The 14,996-nt window shown below is 64.9% G+C and carries 13 protein-coding genes; 11 read left to right on the forward strand and 2 right to left on the reverse strand.

The window, feature by feature from the left end:
* Nucleotides 1-2: 2 nt before the first annotated feature.
* The 10 genes from nuoF (at nt 3) to NX068_RS03495 (ending at nt 11,902) form a co-directional block, all read left to right on the forward strand.
* Entirely contained in the window at nt 3-1,307 is a 1,305-nt protein-coding gene (gene nuoF / locus NX068_RS03450; RefSeq protein WP_263460183.1) for an NADH-quinone oxidoreductase subunit NuoF, read from the forward strand.
* Nucleotides 1,301-3,640 (forward strand): NADH-quinone oxidoreductase subunit NuoG, encoded by a 2,340-nt coding sequence (gene nuoG, locus NX068_RS03455; RefSeq protein WP_263459900.1) that lies wholly within the window; start codon nt 1,301-1,303, stop codon nt 3,638-3,640. The genes nuoF and nuoG overlap by 7 nt, the downstream gene beginning before the upstream one ends.
* On the forward strand, nt 3,640-4,689 hold the full coding sequence (nuoH, locus tag NX068_RS03460; protein ID WP_263459901.1) for an NADH-quinone oxidoreductase subunit NuoH: 1,050 nt from the start codon (nt 3,640-3,642) through the stop codon (nt 4,687-4,689). The genes nuoG and nuoH overlap by 1 nt, the downstream gene beginning before the upstream one ends.
* 7 nt (nt 4,690-4,696) lie before the next feature.
* Nucleotides 4,697-5,182 (forward strand): NADH-quinone oxidoreductase subunit NuoI, encoded by a 486-nt coding sequence (gene nuoI / locus NX068_RS03465; RefSeq protein WP_263459902.1) that lies wholly within the window; start codon nt 4,697-4,699, stop codon nt 5,180-5,182.
* Nucleotides 5,183-5,215: 33 nt separating this feature from the next.
* Nucleotides 5,216-5,821, forward strand: a complete 606-nt coding sequence (locus tag NX068_RS03470) for an NADH-quinone oxidoreductase subunit J (protein WP_263459903.1) — start codon at nt 5,216-5,218, stop codon at nt 5,819-5,821.
* 62 nt (nt 5,822-5,883) lie between these two features.
* Nucleotides 5,884-6,189, forward strand: a complete 306-nt coding sequence (gene nuoK / locus NX068_RS03475; RefSeq protein WP_263459904.1) for an NADH-quinone oxidoreductase subunit NuoK — start codon at nt 5,884-5,886, stop codon at nt 6,187-6,189.
* Nucleotides 6,190-6,201: 12 nt separating this feature from the next.
* A complete protein-coding gene (gene nuoL / locus NX068_RS03480; RefSeq protein WP_263459905.1) occupies nt 6,202-8,253 on the forward strand; it encodes an NADH-quinone oxidoreductase subunit L in 2,052 nt (683 codons plus the stop codon).
* Nucleotides 8,254-8,330: 77 nt separating this feature from the next.
* Complete coding sequence (locus tag NX068_RS03485) at nt 8,331-9,812, forward strand: NADH-quinone oxidoreductase subunit M (RefSeq protein ID WP_263459906.1); 1,482 nt, start codon at nt 8,331-8,333, stop codon at nt 9,810-9,812.
* A 52-nt stretch (nt 9,813-9,864) separates the two neighbouring features.
* Nucleotides 9,865-11,334 carry an NADH-quinone oxidoreductase subunit NuoN gene (gene nuoN, locus NX068_RS03490; RefSeq protein WP_263459907.1) on the forward strand — a complete coding sequence of 490 codons (1,470 nt, stop codon included), beginning with the start codon at nt 9,865-9,867 and terminating at the stop codon, nt 11,332-11,334.
* 4 nt (nt 11,335-11,338) lie between these two features.
* Nucleotides 11,339-11,902: an NUDIX domain-containing protein gene (locus tag NX068_RS03495; RefSeq protein ID WP_263459908.1), complete on the forward strand. Its 564-nt coding sequence runs from the start codon at nt 11,339-11,341 to the stop codon at nt 11,900-11,902.
* Nucleotides 11,903-11,956: 54 nt separating this feature from the next.
* Here the strand turns inward: NX068_RS03495 and NX068_RS03500 are convergent, their stop codons facing one another.
* Entirely contained in the window at nt 11,957-13,138 is a 1,182-nt protein-coding gene (locus NX068_RS03500) for a GNAT family N-acetyltransferase (protein ID WP_263459909.1), read from the reverse strand.
* 366 nt (nt 13,139-13,504) lie between these two features.
* Here NX068_RS03500 and NX068_RS03505 point away from each other — a divergent pair, with 366 nt between their 5' ends.
* The gene (locus NX068_RS03505; RefSeq protein ID WP_068634781.1) at nt 13,505-13,843 is read left to right on the forward strand and encodes a P-II family nitrogen regulator; all 339 of its coding nucleotides are present in this window, start codon (nt 13,505-13,507) and stop codon (nt 13,841-13,843) included.
* Nucleotides 13,844-13,897: 54 nt separating this feature from the next.
* Here NX068_RS03505 and NX068_RS03510 read toward each other — a convergent pair whose 3' ends face one another.
* Nucleotides 13,898-14,995: a Smr/MutS family protein gene (locus NX068_RS03510; protein WP_263459910.1), complete on the reverse strand. Its 1,098-nt coding sequence runs from the start codon at nt 14,993-14,995 to the stop codon at nt 13,898-13,900.
* Between the last annotated feature and the right edge of the window lies 1 nt (nt 14,996).

Below are 14,996 nucleotides of genomic sequence, written 5' to 3' on the forward strand. Positions count from 1 at the left end.
GAATGATCCTCGCCGGCTGTGACGGCGACCGCACCTGGCGGCTCCAGGACTATGTCGCGCGCGGTGGGTACTCCGCGCTGAAGAAGATCCTCGCCGATAAGACGCCGCAGGACACCATCATCGCCGAGCTCAAGACCTCGGTGCTGCGCGGTCGGGGCGGTGCGGGCTTCCCCACCGGTCTCAAGTGGAGCTTCATGCCGCGCTCCTTCCCCGGCGACAAGTACCTCGCCTGCAACTCGGACGAAGGCGAGCCGGGCACGTTCAAGGATCGCGACATCCTGCGCTACAACCCGCACAGCGTCATCGAAGGCATGATCATCGCGGCCTACGCGATGGGTGCCGCCCGCGGCTACAACTACATCCACGGCGAGATCTTCGAAGTGTATTCGCGTTTCGAAGAGGCGCTGGCCGAAGCGCGCGAAGCCGGCCTGCTCGGCCGGAACATCCTCGGTTCCGACTTCTCCTTCGAGCTGTTCGCCCATCATGGCTACGGCGCCTACATCTGCGGCGAGGAAACCGCGCTGCTCGAATCGATCGAAGGCAAGAAGGGCCAGCCGCGCTTCAAGCCGCCGTTCCCGGCGAGCTACGGCCTCTACGGCAAGCCGACCACGATCAACAACACCGAGACCTTCGCTTCGGTGCCGTTCATCATGAACATGGGCGGCGAGGCCTTCCTGAACCTCGGCAAGCCCAACAACGGCGGCATGAAGCTGTTCTCGATCTCGGGCCACGTCAATCGTCCCGGCAACTACGAGATCCCGCTCGGCACGCCGTTCTCCGAGCTGCTGGAGATGGCCGGCGGCATGCGCGGCGGCCGCAAGCTGAAGGCGGTGATTCCGGGCGGTTCGTCGTCGCCGGTGGTGCCCGGCAACATCATGATGGACTGCACGATGGACTACGACTCGATCTCCAAGGCGGGATCGATGCTGGGTTCGGGCGCGGTCATCGTCATGGACGAGACCACCTGCATGGTGAAGGCGCTCGAACGCCTGTCCTACTTCTACTTCGAGGAATCCTGCGGCCAATGCACGCCGTGCCGCGAAGGCACCGGCTGGCTGTACCGCGTGGTGCATCGCATCGAACACGGCCTCGGCCGCGCCGACGACCTCGAACTGCTGAACTCGGTCACCACCAACATCATGGGCCGCACGATCTGCGCCCTGGGTGACGCCGCTTCCATGCCGGTGCAGAGCTTCGTCAAGCACTTCGGCGCCGAGTTCGAGTACCACATCGAAAACAAGAAATGCCTCGTGCCGCATGAAGTGCAGTACGCTGGCAGTCAAATCTACGTGAGCCCGTCATGCTAGAGATCGAAATCGACGGCAAGCAGGTCCAGGTCGACGACGGCAGCACCGTGATGGATGCTGCCGCGGCTGCCGGCGCCTACATTCCGCACTTCTGCTATCACAAGAAACTGTCGATCGCGGCCAACTGCCGGATGTGCCTCGTCCAGGTGGAGAAAGCGCCCAAGCCGCTGCCCGCCTGTGCCACGCCGGTGACCAACGGCATGAAGGTGTGGACGCACTCGGAACTCGCCGTGACGGCCCAGAAGGGCGTCATGGAGTTCCTGCTGATCAACCACCCGCTCGACTGCCCGATTTGCGACCAGGGCGGCGAATGCCAGCTGCAGGATCTGGCGGTCGGCTACGGTTCGTCGGCTTCGCGCTACCAGGAAGAAAAGCGCGTCGTCTTCAACAAGAATCTCGGTTCGCTGGTGTCCACCGACATGACGCGCTGCATCAACTGCACGCGCTGTGTCCGCTTCACCGCCGAGATCGCCGGCGAGATGGAACTCGGCCAGGCTTTCCGCGGCGAGCACGCCGAGATCATGCCCTTCATCGAGAAGACCATCGATTCGGAGCTGTCGGGCAACATCATCGACCTCTGCCCGGTGGGCGCGCTGACCTCGAAGCCCTTCCGCTTCGCCGCGCGTACCTGGGAGTTGTCGCGGCGCAAGTCGGTGAGCCCGCACGATTCGCTCGGCTCGAACCTGATCGTCCAGACCAAGCACGACGTGGTCAAGCGCGTGCTGCCGCTGGAGAACGAAGAAATCAACGAGTGCTGGCTGTCCGACAAGGATCGCTTCTCCTACGAGGCGCTCAACAGCGACGAACGCCTGACCGTGCCGATGATCAAGCAGGGCGGTGAGTGGAAGCGGGTCGACTGGCAGGCGGCGCTCGAATTCGTCGCCAATGGCCTGCGCGGCATCGCCAAGGACCACGGCTCGGCCTCGATCGGTGCGCTGGGTTCGCCGCACGCCACCGTCGAAGAGCTTTATCTGCTGCAGAAGCTGGTGCGGGGGCTGGGTTCGGACAACGTCGATTTCCGCCTGCGCCAGTCGGACTTCCGTGCCGACGGCAAGTGCGGCGGCGCCCCCTGGCTGGGCATGCCGATCGCCGGCGTCAAGGAGCTGGACCGCCTGCTGGTGGTCGGCAGCTTCCTGCGCAAGGATGCACCGCTGCTGGCGCAGCGCGTCCGCCAGGCGGCGAAGAAAGGCCTGCAGGTGAGCGCACTCGGCCCGAATGCCGAAGAGTGGCTGCTGCCGGTCAGGAATCGTGCTCTGGTCGCACCGTCGGCCATGGTGTCGGCGCTGGCCCAGGTCGTCGCGGCGCTGGCCGAAGAGAAGGGTGCCGAAGTCTCGGTGGCGCTGCGCGGCAAGCTGCCGGCGCAGGTGTCGGACGAAGCGCGTGTGATCGCGAAGAGCCTGGCCTCGGGCCGCAAGGCTGCGGTCTGGCTCGGCAACCTGGCCGTGCAGCATGCCCGCGCCAGCGAACTGCAGATGCTCGCGCAGGAAATCGCCCATCTTACCGGCGGCGTCTTCGGCTTCATCGGCGAGGCGGCCAACAGTGTCGGCGGTTATCTGGCCGGCGCGGTTCCGGCGAACGGCGGCCTCGACGCCGCGGCCATGATCGAGCAGGCGCGCAAGGCCTATGTCGTGCTCGGCGCCGAACCCGCCTTCGATTTTGCCAATCCTTCGGCGGCCGCCGCCGCGCTGGGTTCCGCCCAGCTGGTCGTCGCCCTGAGCGCCTTCGATTCCGAGTCGCTGCGCGGCGTCGCCGACGTGATGCTGCCGGTCGCGCCCTTCACCGAGACCTCCGGCACTTACGTGAATTGCGAAGGTCGGGCGCAGAGCTTCAACGCCGTCGCCCGCCCGCAAGGCGAGACGCGGCCGGCCTGGAAGGTGCTGCGCGTGCTGGGCAACCTGCTGTCGCTCGATGGCTTCTCGCAGAACGATTCCGAAGCCGTACGCGCCGAAGCGTTGGGTGAGGATGTGGCGTCGAAGCTCGGCAACAGCATCGAGGGCATCATCGTCAACGCGGCCGAAGCTCCGGGCGGAGCGCTGGAGCGCGTCACCGACGTGCCGATCCATTTCGCCGATCCGATCGCTCGCCGTGCCGAGGCCTTGCAGAAGACCCGCGATGCCAAGGCGCCGACGGCGCGCATCGCGCCTGCGACGCTCGCCGCGCTGGGTATCGCCGATGGCGACCGCGTCCGCGTGAAGCAGGGGTCGGCGTCCGCGGAACTGGTTGCGCAGACCGATCCGGCGCTCGCCGCAGCCTGCGTCAGGATCGCGGCCGCGCACATATCGACCGCGACGCTCGGCGCGATGAGCGGTGAATTGAGCTTGGAGCGTGCCTGATGGAATCGATGCTGCAACCCGTCGCCGACTTCTTCGGCCCTGCCTGGCCCGCAGTGTGGACGCTGGCCAAGATCGTCGCGATCATCGCGCCCCTGATGATCTGCGTGGCCTACCTGACCCTGGCCGAGCGCAAGGTCATCGGCTACATGCAGGTTCGTATCGGCCCCAACCGCGTCGGTCCGAAAGGCCTGCTGCAGCCGATCGCCGACGGCGTCAAGCTGCTGCTGAAGGAAATCATCGTTCCGAGCAGCTCCAACAAGGGGCTGTTCATCCTCGGCCCGATCCTCGCCATCGCGCCGTCGCTGGCGGCCTGGGCGGTGGTGCCCTTCGATGACGGACTGGTGCTGGCCAACGTCAATGCCGGTCTGCTGTTCCTGCTCGCGATCACCTCGCTGGAAGTCTATGGCGTGATCGTCGCCGGCTGGGCGTCGAACTCCAAGTATCCCTTCCTGGGCTCGATGCGCGCGGCCGCGCAGATGGTGTCCTACGAAGTGTCGATGGGCTTCGCGCTGATCTGCGTGCTGCTGATCTCGGCCAGCCTGAACCTGAGCGACATCGTCACCTCGCAGGGGACCGGCATGTTCGCCGACATGGGCCTGGGCTTCCTGTCCTGGAACTGGCTGCCGCTGCTGCCGATGTTCGTCGTCTATCTGATCTCGGGCATTGCCGAGACCAACCGCGCGCCCTTCGACGTCGTCGAAGGCGAGGCCGAGGTGGTGGCGGGCCACATGGTCGAATATTCGGGCATGGCCTTTGCGCTGTTCTTCCTCGCCGAATACGCCAACATGATCCTGGTCTCGATCCTGACCTCGGTCCTGTTCCTGGGCGGCTGGCTGTCGCCGGTGGGTTTCCTGCCGGATGGCTTCCACTGGCTGGCGATCAAGACCGCCGCGATTCTGTTCATCTTCCTGTGGGCACGTGCAACTTTCCCTCGCTTCCGCTACGACCAGATCATGCGCCTGGGCTGGAAAGTGTTCATCCCTGTGACCCTCGTGTGGGTGTTTGTGGTGGCGGTGTGGTTGATGTCGCCGCTGTCGATCTGGAGTTGAGAAGACCATGGGTGCCAAGGATTACATCGGCAGTCTGTTCCTGAAGGAATTGGTCAAGGGCATGGCCCTGACCGGGCGGCATTTCTTCCAGCGCAAGATCACCGTCCAGTTCCCCGAGGAAAAGACGCCTCAGAGCAACCGCTTCCGCGGTCTGCATGCCCTGCGCCGCTACCCGAACGGCGAGGAGCGCTGCATCGCGTGCAAGCTGTGCGAAGCGATCTGCCCGGCAATGGCGATCACGATCGAGTCCGAGCAGCGTGACGACGGCTCGCGCCGTACCAGCCGCTACGACATCGACCTGACGAAGTGCATCTTCTGCGGCTTCTGCGAGGAAGCCTGTCCCGTCGATGCCATCGTCGAGACGCGCGTGTTCGAGTACCACGGCGAACAGCGGGGCGATCTCTACTACACCAAGCAGATGCTGCTTGCCGTGGGGGACCGCCACGAAGCGCAGATCGCGGCCGACCGCGAGCAGGACGCCAAATACCGCTAACGGACGGCGCCTTGCGCGCCATGAGTCAAGAACATGGAATTCAAGACCTTCGTCTTCTACTTTCTCGCCGTGATCATGGTGTTCGCGGCGCTGAGGGTGATCACCGCCCGGAACCCGGTGCATGCGGCGCTGTTCCTGGTGCTGACCTTCTTCAACGCGGGCGGCATCTGGCTGTTGCTGCAGGCGGAATTCCTCGCCATCACGCTGGTGATGGTCTACGTCGGCGCGGTGATGGTGCTGTTCCTGTTCGTCGTGATGATGCTGGACATCAATCTCGACCGCATCCGCGAGGGCTTCTGGAGCTATCTGCCGGTCGGTGCGCTGGTCGGCATCCTGATGCTGGTCGAGATGGTGATGGTGCTCGGCGGCTCCTATTTCGGGCTCGAGGCGATGCCCGCGCCGCCGCCGGCGGGCGAGAGCTTCAGCAACACCCGCGAACTCGGCCGCGTGCTTTACACCGACTACGTCTATCCGTTCGAGCTGGCTTCGCTGGTGCTGCTGGTGGCGATGGTCGCGGCGGTCACGCTGACCCTGCGCAAGCGCAAGGGCATCAAGGGCATCCCGGCCTCCGAGCAGGTGGCGGTCAAGCGCGAAGGCCGCGTCGAGCTGGTCAAGATGCAGGCCGAAAAAGAAGACTGAAACAGCACGCGAACATAGAAACGCACCGGTGACACACCGGTGCGATCAGGGAGTCACCACAGATGCTTTCGCTTTCCCACTACCTCGTCCTGGGCGCGATTTTGTTCGCGATCAGTGTTGTCGGGATCTTCCTGAACAGGAAGAACCTGATCGTGCTGCTGATGGCAATCGAACTGATGCTGCTTGCGGTGAACATGAACTTCATCGCCTTCTCGCACTATCTGGGCGACATCGCCGGCCAGGTTTTCGTTTTCTTCATCCTCACGGTCGCCGCGGCGGAATCCGCGATCGGCCTCGCGATCCTGATCGTCATGTTCCGCAACATGCGCACGATCCACGTGGATGATCTGGACAGCCTCAAGGGTTAAGGAAGCGCCACGATGACGGACATGCAGACTCTCTATCTCCTCGTGCCGCTGGCGCCGCTCGCCGGCGCGATTCTGGCCGGACTGTTCGGCAAGGCGATCGGACGCACCGGCGCGCACGTCGTCACCATCCTCGGTGTGGCGATCGCGCTGGCCGCCTCGGTGTACATCTACCAGGACGTGCAGGCGGGCAACACCTTCAACGGCACGATCTACACCTGGATGGTGGCGGGCGGCATCACCTTCGAAGTCGGCTTCCTGATCGACTCGCTGACGGTGATGATGATGCTGGTGGTGACCTTCGTGTCGCTGATGGTGCACATCTACACCATCGGCTACATGGCGGAAGACCCCGGCTACCAGCGCTTCTTCAGCTACATCTCGCTGTTCACCTTCTCGATGCTGATGCTGGTGATGTCCAACAACTTCATGCAGCTGTTCTTCGGCTGGGAAGCGGTGGGCCTCGTCTCGTATCTGCTGATCGGTTTCTGGTACGACCGCCCGACCGCGATCTACGCCAACCTGAAGGCCTTCCTGGTCAACCGCGTCGGCGACTTCGGCTTCCTGCTCGGCATCGGTCTGATTGCGGCCTACACCGGCTCGCTGAACTACGCCGAAGTGTTCGCCCAGGCCGACAGCCTCGCTTCCCAGGAAATGGCCGTCACCGGCTGGCCGCTGATCACCGCGATCTGCATCTGTCTGTTCATCGGTGCGATGGGCAAATCCGCCCAGGTGCCGCTGCACGTCTGGCTGCCCGACTCGATGGAAGGCCCGACCCCGATCTCGGCACTGATCCACGCCGCGACCATGGTGACCGCCGGCATCTTCATGGTGGCGCGCATGTCGCCGCTGTTCGAGCTGTCCGACACCGCGCTGTCCTTCGTGCTGGTGATCGGCGCCACGACCGCGCTGTTCATGGGCTTCCTCGGCATCGTCCAGAACGACATCAAGCGCGTCGTCGCCTACTCGACGCTGTCCCAGCTCGGCTACATGACGGTGGCGCTCGGCGTGTCGGCCTACTCGGCAGCCGTCTTCCACCTGATGACGCACGCCTTCTTCAAGGCCCTGCTGTTCCTCGGCGCCGGCTCGGTGATCATCGGCATGCACCACGACCAGGACATGCGCAACATGGGCGGCCTGTGGAAGTACATGCCCATCACCTGGTTCACCTCGCTGCTGGGCTCGCTGGCGCTGATCGGCTTCCCGCTGTTCTCGGGCTTCTTCTCCAAGGACTCGATCATCGAGGCGGTGCATGCCTCGACCATCCCGGGTGCCGGCTACGCGCTGTTCTGCGTCATGCTGGGCGTGTTCGTGACCGCGTTCTACTCCTTCCGCATGTACTTCCTGGTGTTCCACGGCAAGGAGCGCTTCGGCCAGGCCCATCATGGGCATGACGATCACGGCCATGACGAACATCACGCGGATGCGCATGGCGATGACGACCATGCCCATGACGATGATCACCATCACCACGGCCTCGCGCCGGGGCAGAAGCCGCACGAATCGCCCTGGGTGGTGACGCTGCCGCTGGTGCTGCTGGCCATCCCCTCGGTGCTGATCGGTTTCTTCACCATCGAGCCGATGCTGTTCGGCGACTGGTTCAAGAACGTCATCTTCGTCGGCGACAACCACGTCGGCCTGAAGGAGCTCGAAGCGAGCTTCCACGGCCCGCTGGCGATGGCGATCCACGGCCTGCAGACCGCGCCGTTCTGGCTGGCGATGGGCGGTGTCGCGGTGGCCTGGTTCTTCTACATGGTGAGGCCGGACATCCCGGCCGCGATCCAGCGCATCTTCAAGCCGATCTACTGCCTGCTGGAGAACAAGTACTTCTTCGACCGCTTCAACGAGATCTTCTTCGCCGGTGGCGCGCGAGCGCTCGGCAAGGGCTTGTGGAAGGCGGGCGACCAGGCCCTGATCGACGGCGTCGCGGTGAATGGCACGGCCAGGCTGGTGGGCTGGGTGGCGCAGATGTCGCGCCTGTTCCAGACCGGCCACCTGTACCAGTACGCCTTCGTGATGATCATCGGCGTGTTCATCCTGCTTACCTTCTGGTTCAACCGCGGGTAAGCGGGGCAGGGCAAACAGGAACGTACTCATAACAAGATGGAACGCGCCGTTCGCGGCGCACTGAACGGAAAGCAACGATGACGGACATTCCTCTCCTCAGTCTGGCGATCTGGGCGCCGATTCTCGGCGGCCTGCTGGTGCTCGCGACCGGCTCCGATCGCAATGCCCCGCTGGCGCGGATGCTCGCCTTGGCGGCTGCCGTGGTGGGTTTCGTCGTCACCATTCCGCTCTATACCGGCTTCGACACGACGACCAGCGCGATGCAGTTCGTCGAGCTCGGCTCCTGGGTGCCGCGCTTCAACATCAACTACCACCTGGGCGTCGACGGCATCTCGGTGTGGTTCGTGATCCTCAACGCCTTCATCACCATCATGGTCGTGATGGCGGGCTGGAAGGTGATCGAGGATCGCGTGGCGCAGTACATGGCGGCCTTCCTGATCATGTCGGGCCTGATGAACGGCATCTTCTCGGCACTGGACGGCGTGCTGTTCTACGTGTTCTTCGAGGCCTCGCTGATCCCGATGTACCTGATCATCGGTGTCTGGGGCGGTCCGAACCGCGTCTATGCCGCGATCAAGTTCTTCCTCTACACGCTGCTCGGCTCGCTGCTGATGCTGATCGCCCTGCTGTACCTGTTCATGCAGTCCGGCGGCAGCTTCAGCATCCTCGACTGGCACCAGCTGCCGCTGCCGATGGAGCCGCAGGTCCTGATCTTCCTGGCCTTCCTGATCGCCTTCGGCGTCAAGGTGCCGATGTGGCCGGTGCATACCTGGCTGCCGGATGCCCACGTCGAAGCGCCCACCGGCGGCTCGGTGGTGCTGGCCGCGATCGCGCTGAAGCTCGGCGCCTACGGTTTCCTGCGCTTCTCGCTGCCGATCGTGCCGGACGCGGCTCATGAGCTCGCCTGGCTGGTCATCACGCTGTCGCTGATCGCGGTGGTATACATTGGTTTCGTCGCGCTGGTGCAGGCCGACATGAAGAAGCTGGTCGCGTATTCGTCGATCTCGCACATGGGCTTCGTCACCCTGGGCTTCTTCATCTTCAACCCGCTGGGCGTCGAAGGCGCACTGGTGCAGATGATCTCGCACGGCTTCGTCTCGGGCGCGATGTTCCTCTGCATCGGCGTGCTGTACGACCGCGTGCATTCGCGCCAGATCGCCGACTACGGCGGTGTAGTGCACACCATGCCCAAGTTCGCGGCCTTCTTCATGCTGTTCGCGATGGCCAACTCCGGCCTGCCGGCCACCTCCGGCTTCGTCGGTGAGTTCATGGTCGTGCTCGGCGCAGTGCAGTACAACTTCTGGATCGGCTTCATTGCCGCAACCACGCTGATCGTCGGCGCCGCCTATTCGCTGTGGATGTACAAGCGCGTGGTGTTCGGCAAGGTCGCCAACAAGCACGTGGCCGAGCTCGAGGATCTCAGCGGCCGTGAGTTCGCCTTCCTTGCGATCCTTGCATTCTGCGTACTGGCGATGGGTCTGTATCCCTATCCCTTCACCGAAGTGATGCATGCTTCGGTCAACGAACTCCTGCGGCATGTTGCCGTGAGCAAGCTCTGAGTGCCGTCAGGCTCGAGGCACCTTTAGAGACACTTAACGGACTGGTCAGAAGATGAACTTTGTCGTCCCCGACTTCTACCCCGCCGCGGCAGAGATTTTCGTCGCCGTGATGGCCCTGGTGATCATGCTGGCGAGCACCTTCGCCCGCAGCATCGCGCGCTCGCTGGCGTACTACGCAACGCAGGCGACGCTGATCGCGGCGGCCTTCATCACCATCTACACGATGCAAGGCGAGCCGGTATATACCTTCAGCAACCTGTTCATCAGCGATCTGATGGGCAGTTTCCTGAAGCTGATGATCTATTTCTCCACCGCGATCGCGCTGCTGTACGGTCGGGGCTACCTCGCCGACCGCAAGATCGACAAGCCGGAGTACTACCTGCTGGCCTTGCTGATGACGCTGGGCATGATGGTCATGGTCTCGGCCAACCACATGCTGCCGATGTACATCGGCCTGGAGATGATGTCGCTGGCGCTGTACACGATGGTCGCCTTCGACCGCGATTCCGCGCGCTCGACCGAAGCGGCGATGAAGTACTTCGTCCTCGGCGCGCTGGCCTCGGGCCTGCTGCTGTACGGCATGTCGATGGTCTATGGCGCGACCGGCTCGCTGGAATTCTCCGCCGTCGCCCAGTCCATCTACAACCAGGCGGCGAACCAGACCGTGCTGACCTTCGGCCTCGTCTTCCTGGTCGCCGGCATCTGCTTCAAGCTGGGCGTGGTGCCCTTCCACATGTGGGTGCCCGACGTCTATCAGGGCGCGCCCACGGCCGTGACGCTGATGATCTCGGCCGCGCCCAAGCTCGCCGCGTTCGCGATGGCCGTCCGCCTGCTGATCTGGGCGCTGTTCGACGTCGCCGAGGAATGGCAGGGCATGCTGATGCTGGTCGCGGTCGCATCGATCGCACTCGGCAACCTGGCGGCGATTGCGCAGCAGAACATCAAGCGGATGCTGGCTTATTCCGGTATCTCGCACATGGGCTTCATGCTGCTCGGCCTGCTGGCGGGCGTGGTCGACGGCGACCGCCACTTCGCGCTCAATGCCTACAGCTCGGCGATGTTCTACGCCGTCGCCTACGTGATCATGAGCCTGGCATCCTTCGGCATGCTGATCCTGCTGTCGCGCGCCGGCTTCGACGCCGAGAACATCGACGACTTCAAGGGCCTCAACAGGCGCAGCCCGTGGTTTGCGCTGATGATGCTGTTCGTGATGTTCTCGATGGCGGGCGTGCCTTTCTTCATCGGCTTCTTCGCCAAGCTGGCCGTGCTGCAGGCGGTGGTCGCCGCGGGCTACTTCTGGCTGGCCGTGGTCGCGGTGCTGCTGTCGGTGGCGGGGGCGTTCTACTACCTGCGCGTCGTCAAGGTGATGTACTTCGATGCGCCGGTCGACGAGTCGCCGATCCATGCGCCGGCCGAAGTGCGGGTCATGCTGTCGGCGAACGGCATCGCGATCGCCGCCCTGGGCCTGGCGCCGCAGATGCTGATGTCGCTGTGCGCATACGCCTTGCTCGGCTCGCTTTGATTCGGTGAGCACGACCCGGCCCGACCCGCTCGAAGAGCGGGAACTGGCGAGCGAGCAGCTCGTCGACGGCAGGCTGCTCAAGGTCTGGCGGGACCGGGTGCTGCTGCCCGATGGCAGCGAAGGGCTCAGGGAATACATCCGCCACCCCGGCGCCGTCGTCGTGGTCGCGGTTCTGCCGGATGGCCGTCTGCTGTTCGAACGCCAGTTCCGCTATCCCTTGCGGCGGGTGTTCCTGGAACTGCCTGCCGGCAAGATCGATCCCGGCGAGGACATCCTCGCCTGCGCCCGCCGCGAACTGCGCGAGGAAACCGGCTACGAAGCGGAGCAGTGGCGCTACATCGGCGTCATGCATCCGTGCATCGGCTATTCCGACGAACGGATCGAGATCTTCCTCGCCACGGGTCTTCGCCACGTCGGGCATGCGCTGGACGACGGCGAATTCCTCGAATTGCTCAGTCTGAGCGTAAAGCAAGCCGAGGAGGCGATCCACAACGGCGAGCTGACCGACGGCAAGTCGATCGCCGCGCTCTACCGCTGCCTGCCCCTGATCCCGGCCGGACAAGGCTGAACTGCGCCGGAACATTCCGGGCAAAGCGTCGGCTGAGAAAGGCCCGGCCTTCGATCAGCCACCTGCGGGGGCGGCCCGCCGGTAAGGGGCGTGCTCGTCGAGTTCGTCCAGGTAGAAGCCCATCTGCGTGCGCTCCCGTTCCAGGTAGTCGTCCACCGCGGCGCTGAAGCGCGGATCGGCGATCCAGTGCGCCGACTGCGTCCTGACCGGCAGGAGCCCGCGGGACAGCTTGTGCTCCCCTTGTGCGCCGCCTTCGAAGCGCCGTAGCCCATGCCGGATGCAGTATTCGATTGCCTGGTAGTAGCACAGCTCGAAGTGCAGGAAAGGCAGCGCTTCGATCGCCCCCCAGTAGCGCCCGTACAAGGCCTCGTCGTCCCGCAGGAAGAAGGCGCAGGCGACCGGCTGTCCTTCCCGTTCGGCAAGCAGCAGCAGAACCTGGTCCGGCATGCCGGCGGCGAGCCGCAGGAAGAAATCCAGGTTCAGGTAGGGCGTCGAGCGGTGTGCGGCATAGGTGTTGGCATAGCAGCGGTACAGGAAAGCCCAGTCCTCTTCCCGGGCGCTGCGGCCGTCGAGCCAGCGCATCCGCAGGCCGTGCATCGATGCGCGCCGGCGCTCCTGGCGAATCTTCTTGCGCTTGTCGTGGTTCAGGCTGCCGAGGAAGTCCTCGAAATCGCGGTACGGGGCTGCACCGTCCGCATCCGTCGCCCTCCTGCCGTTCTCCCAGTGGAACTGCACGCCATGGCGTACGGCGAGGCCGCTGTCCTGCAGCAGTTCCAGATCCCGCTCGTGCGGAAACAGCACGTGAAGCGAAGACAGGCCGCTGCCTTCGACCTGGCGCAGCACGCCATCGACGAGTTGCCGGCGCGCGGCAGGCGAGCGCCCGAGGATGCGCGGCCCCGGAATCGGCGTGAAAGGCACGGCCGCCAGCCATTTCGGATAGTAGTCGAGGCCGTGTTCCTGGTAGGCCTTTGCCCAGGCCCAGTCGAAGACGTATTCACCCCAGGAATGCGTCTTCAGGTACAGCGGCATCGCCGCGATCAGCCGTCCGCCGTCCCACAGCGTCGCATGCCGCGGTATCCAGCCGCTGTGTCCGCCCACGCAGGCGCTCGCTTCCAGCGCATGCAGGTAGGCGTGGCACAGGTGCGGCGGCAGCGGACAGGGAGACAGAGCGTCCCAGTGCCGGGGGTCGATGGGGGCGATCGAGTCGAAAAAATGCAGTCCGTCGGGGAAGGGCATCGCGGGAACTTGGGAAATGCCGGAAGTATTGCAGTGCCATGCCGGCAGAGTCGGGGCGCTGCTCAAATTTTGTGCAGTGCAAAGATACGCTTTGGCGGCGGCCACTTGCAAGCGCTGTCCACGGCTTATCCACAGGCTTGCTCACCCGGCTTGTGGGTTGTCCACGTCCGGCGTGCTGCGTGGCCGGGGCGATACCGCGGCATCGATTCGGGTGCTTCCGGGGCGGTGGATGGGCAATACCGGGCCCGAACGCTGGGTACCTCAGGCGAAGGGCGCGCGATGGGATTCGCGATGGGATTCGATAAGGGCGGGCGTTATCCGATAACATTCCGCTACCACAACGAAGATCAGGAACAGGAGAGGCCGATGAAGAAGATCGAAGCGATTGTCAAACCGTTCAAGCTGGATGAAGTTCGCGAGTCCCTGTCCGAGGTCGGCATCACCGGCCTGACCGTCACCGAGGTCAAGGGTTTCGGCCGTCAGAAGGGCCATACCGAGCTTTATCGCGGGGCGGAATACGTCGTCGATTTCCTGCCGAAGATCAAGGTCGAAGTGGTGGTGAGCGACGAACTGGTCGATGCCGCGGTCGAGGCGATCGTCAAGGCGGCCCATACCGGCAAGATCGGTGACGGCAAGATCTTCATCATGCCCGTCGAGCAGGTCATCCGCATCCGTACCGGCGAGACCAACGAAGCGGCGATCTGAACGGCGGGGAAGGCGGGCAATGCGAGGGGGGTGACGCGGCGGCGTTCGGCCGCGTCAACTGCGCGCGCCGTTCTGCGCGCGCAGCAGCACCAGCAGTGCACCGCCGCCGCCATCATGCAGGCCGGCCTGGCAGAAGGCCAGGATCTCCTCGCGCTGGGCCAGCCAGCCGCGCGACAACTGCTTGAGAATCGAGACTTTGCCGGGGGAGCCGTGGCCCTTGCCGTGGATCACCCGGATGCAGCGCTTGCCCTGCAGCAGGCTGTCGCTCAGGAAGTGGGCCAGCGCGTCGCGCGCCTCGTCGCGCACCAGGCCGTGCAGGTCGAGCTGGCCCTGCAGTACCCAGCGTCCCCGGCGCAGGTCCGTCAGCACCCGCCGCGGCAAGCCGGGACGGAGGAAAGCCGCTTCTTCCCCCATGTCGAGCCGATCCTCGAAGCTCAGCGGCGCCGCCAGGGATTCGCCGAGCGCCGCGCGCTCGTCCTCCTCGCGCTTGATCGGCGCCGGCTGGGGCGCGGGGCGCTGCAGTTCGACCCGGTTGCGGGTGTCGATGGGGCGGACGTCGGCCACCATGCTGTGGAACAGCGATGCGGGGTCGCCGTTGCCGGCATCGGCGGGCAGGACGAGCCCGTCCGGGCGCGCCGCCCGCGCCTTGTCCGCGGCCGGCGTGCGCATGCCGTGCCGCAGCGGCGTATCGAGTTCGATGCGTCCCGTCGCCCGCAGCGGCACCACGCCTTCGTAGGCGAGGCTCAGGGGATCGAGCCGGGCGGCCGGAGCGCCCGGTCCGGTGCTTTCCTCGTCCTGCTGCGGCGATCGCGGGCGTGGCAGCGGCGCCGGGCGCGCCCGTTCGATTTCCGCGCGGTTGCCGTCGCGCACCGGTGCCGCCGCACCCACGGTCTTGCGAAACAGCGCCAGCTCGGCTTCGTCGGGCTGGACGTCCGAGGGGGCGGCCTTGGCGTCGTCCGCAACCGGAGACGGCCGGATCCGTTTGCCCGGGGAAGGCTGCGGTGGCGATGCGGGCATGCCGCCCTTGCCGTCCTGCAACTGCCTGCGCAAGCCGGCGAACGGCGTATTGCCGCTGGCGGGCCGGCAAGGCCGGCCGTCGCCGGCATGCTTGTCCGCCGGTTCGGCCGGAGGCGTGCGCGGGCGGCGGCTCATC

The organism is Thauera carbonicopians (assembly GCF_025699485.1).
GTDB lineage: Bacteria > Pseudomonadota > Gammaproteobacteria > Burkholderiales > Rhodocyclaceae > Thauera.

What these genes read in the sequence shown, in the direction of transcription:
- nuoH (WP_263459901.1), top strand. Translation starts at nt 3,640, where the DNA reads ATGGAATCGATGCTGCAACCCGTCGCCGACTTCTTCGGCCCTGCCTGG.
- nuoK (WP_263459904.1), top strand. Translation starts at nt 5,884, where the DNA reads ATGCTTTCGCTTTCCCACTACCTCGTCCTGGGCGCGATTTTGTTCGCG.
- NX068_RS03505 (WP_068634781.1), top strand. Translation starts at nt 13,505, where the DNA reads ATGAAGAAGATCGAAGCGATTGTCAAACCGTTCAAGCTGGATGAAGTT.
- nuoL (WP_263459905.1), top strand. Translation starts at nt 6,202, where the DNA reads ATGACGGACATGCAGACTCTCTATCTCCTCGTGCCGCTGGCGCCGCTC.
- nuoG (WP_263459900.1), top strand. Translation starts at nt 1,301, where the DNA reads ATGCTAGAGATCGAAATCGACGGCAAGCAGGTCCAGGTCGACGACGGC.
- NX068_RS03500 (WP_263459909.1), bottom strand. Translation starts at nt 13,138, where the DNA reads ATGCCCTTCCCCGACGGACTGCATTTTTTCGACTCGATCGCCCCCATC.
- NX068_RS03485 (WP_263459906.1), top strand. Translation starts at nt 8,331, where the DNA reads ATGACGGACATTCCTCTCCTCAGTCTGGCGATCTGGGCGCCGATTCTC.
- NX068_RS03510 (WP_263459910.1), bottom strand. Translation starts at nt 14,995, where the DNA reads ATGAGCCGCCGCCCGCGCACGCCTCCGGCCGAACCGGCGGACAAGCAT.
- nuoI (WP_263459902.1), top strand. Translation starts at nt 4,697, where the DNA reads ATGGGTGCCAAGGATTACATCGGCAGTCTGTTCCTGAAGGAATTGGTC.
- nuoF (WP_263460183.1), top strand. Translation starts at nt 3, where the DNA reads ATGATCCTCGCCGGCTGTGACGGCGACCGCACCTGGCGGCTCCAGGAC.
- NX068_RS03470 (WP_263459903.1), top strand. Translation starts at nt 5,216, where the DNA reads ATGGAATTCAAGACCTTCGTCTTCTACTTTCTCGCCGTGATCATGGTG.
- nuoN (WP_263459907.1), top strand. Translation starts at nt 9,865, where the DNA reads ATGAACTTTGTCGTCCCCGACTTCTACCCCGCCGCGGCAGAGATTTTC.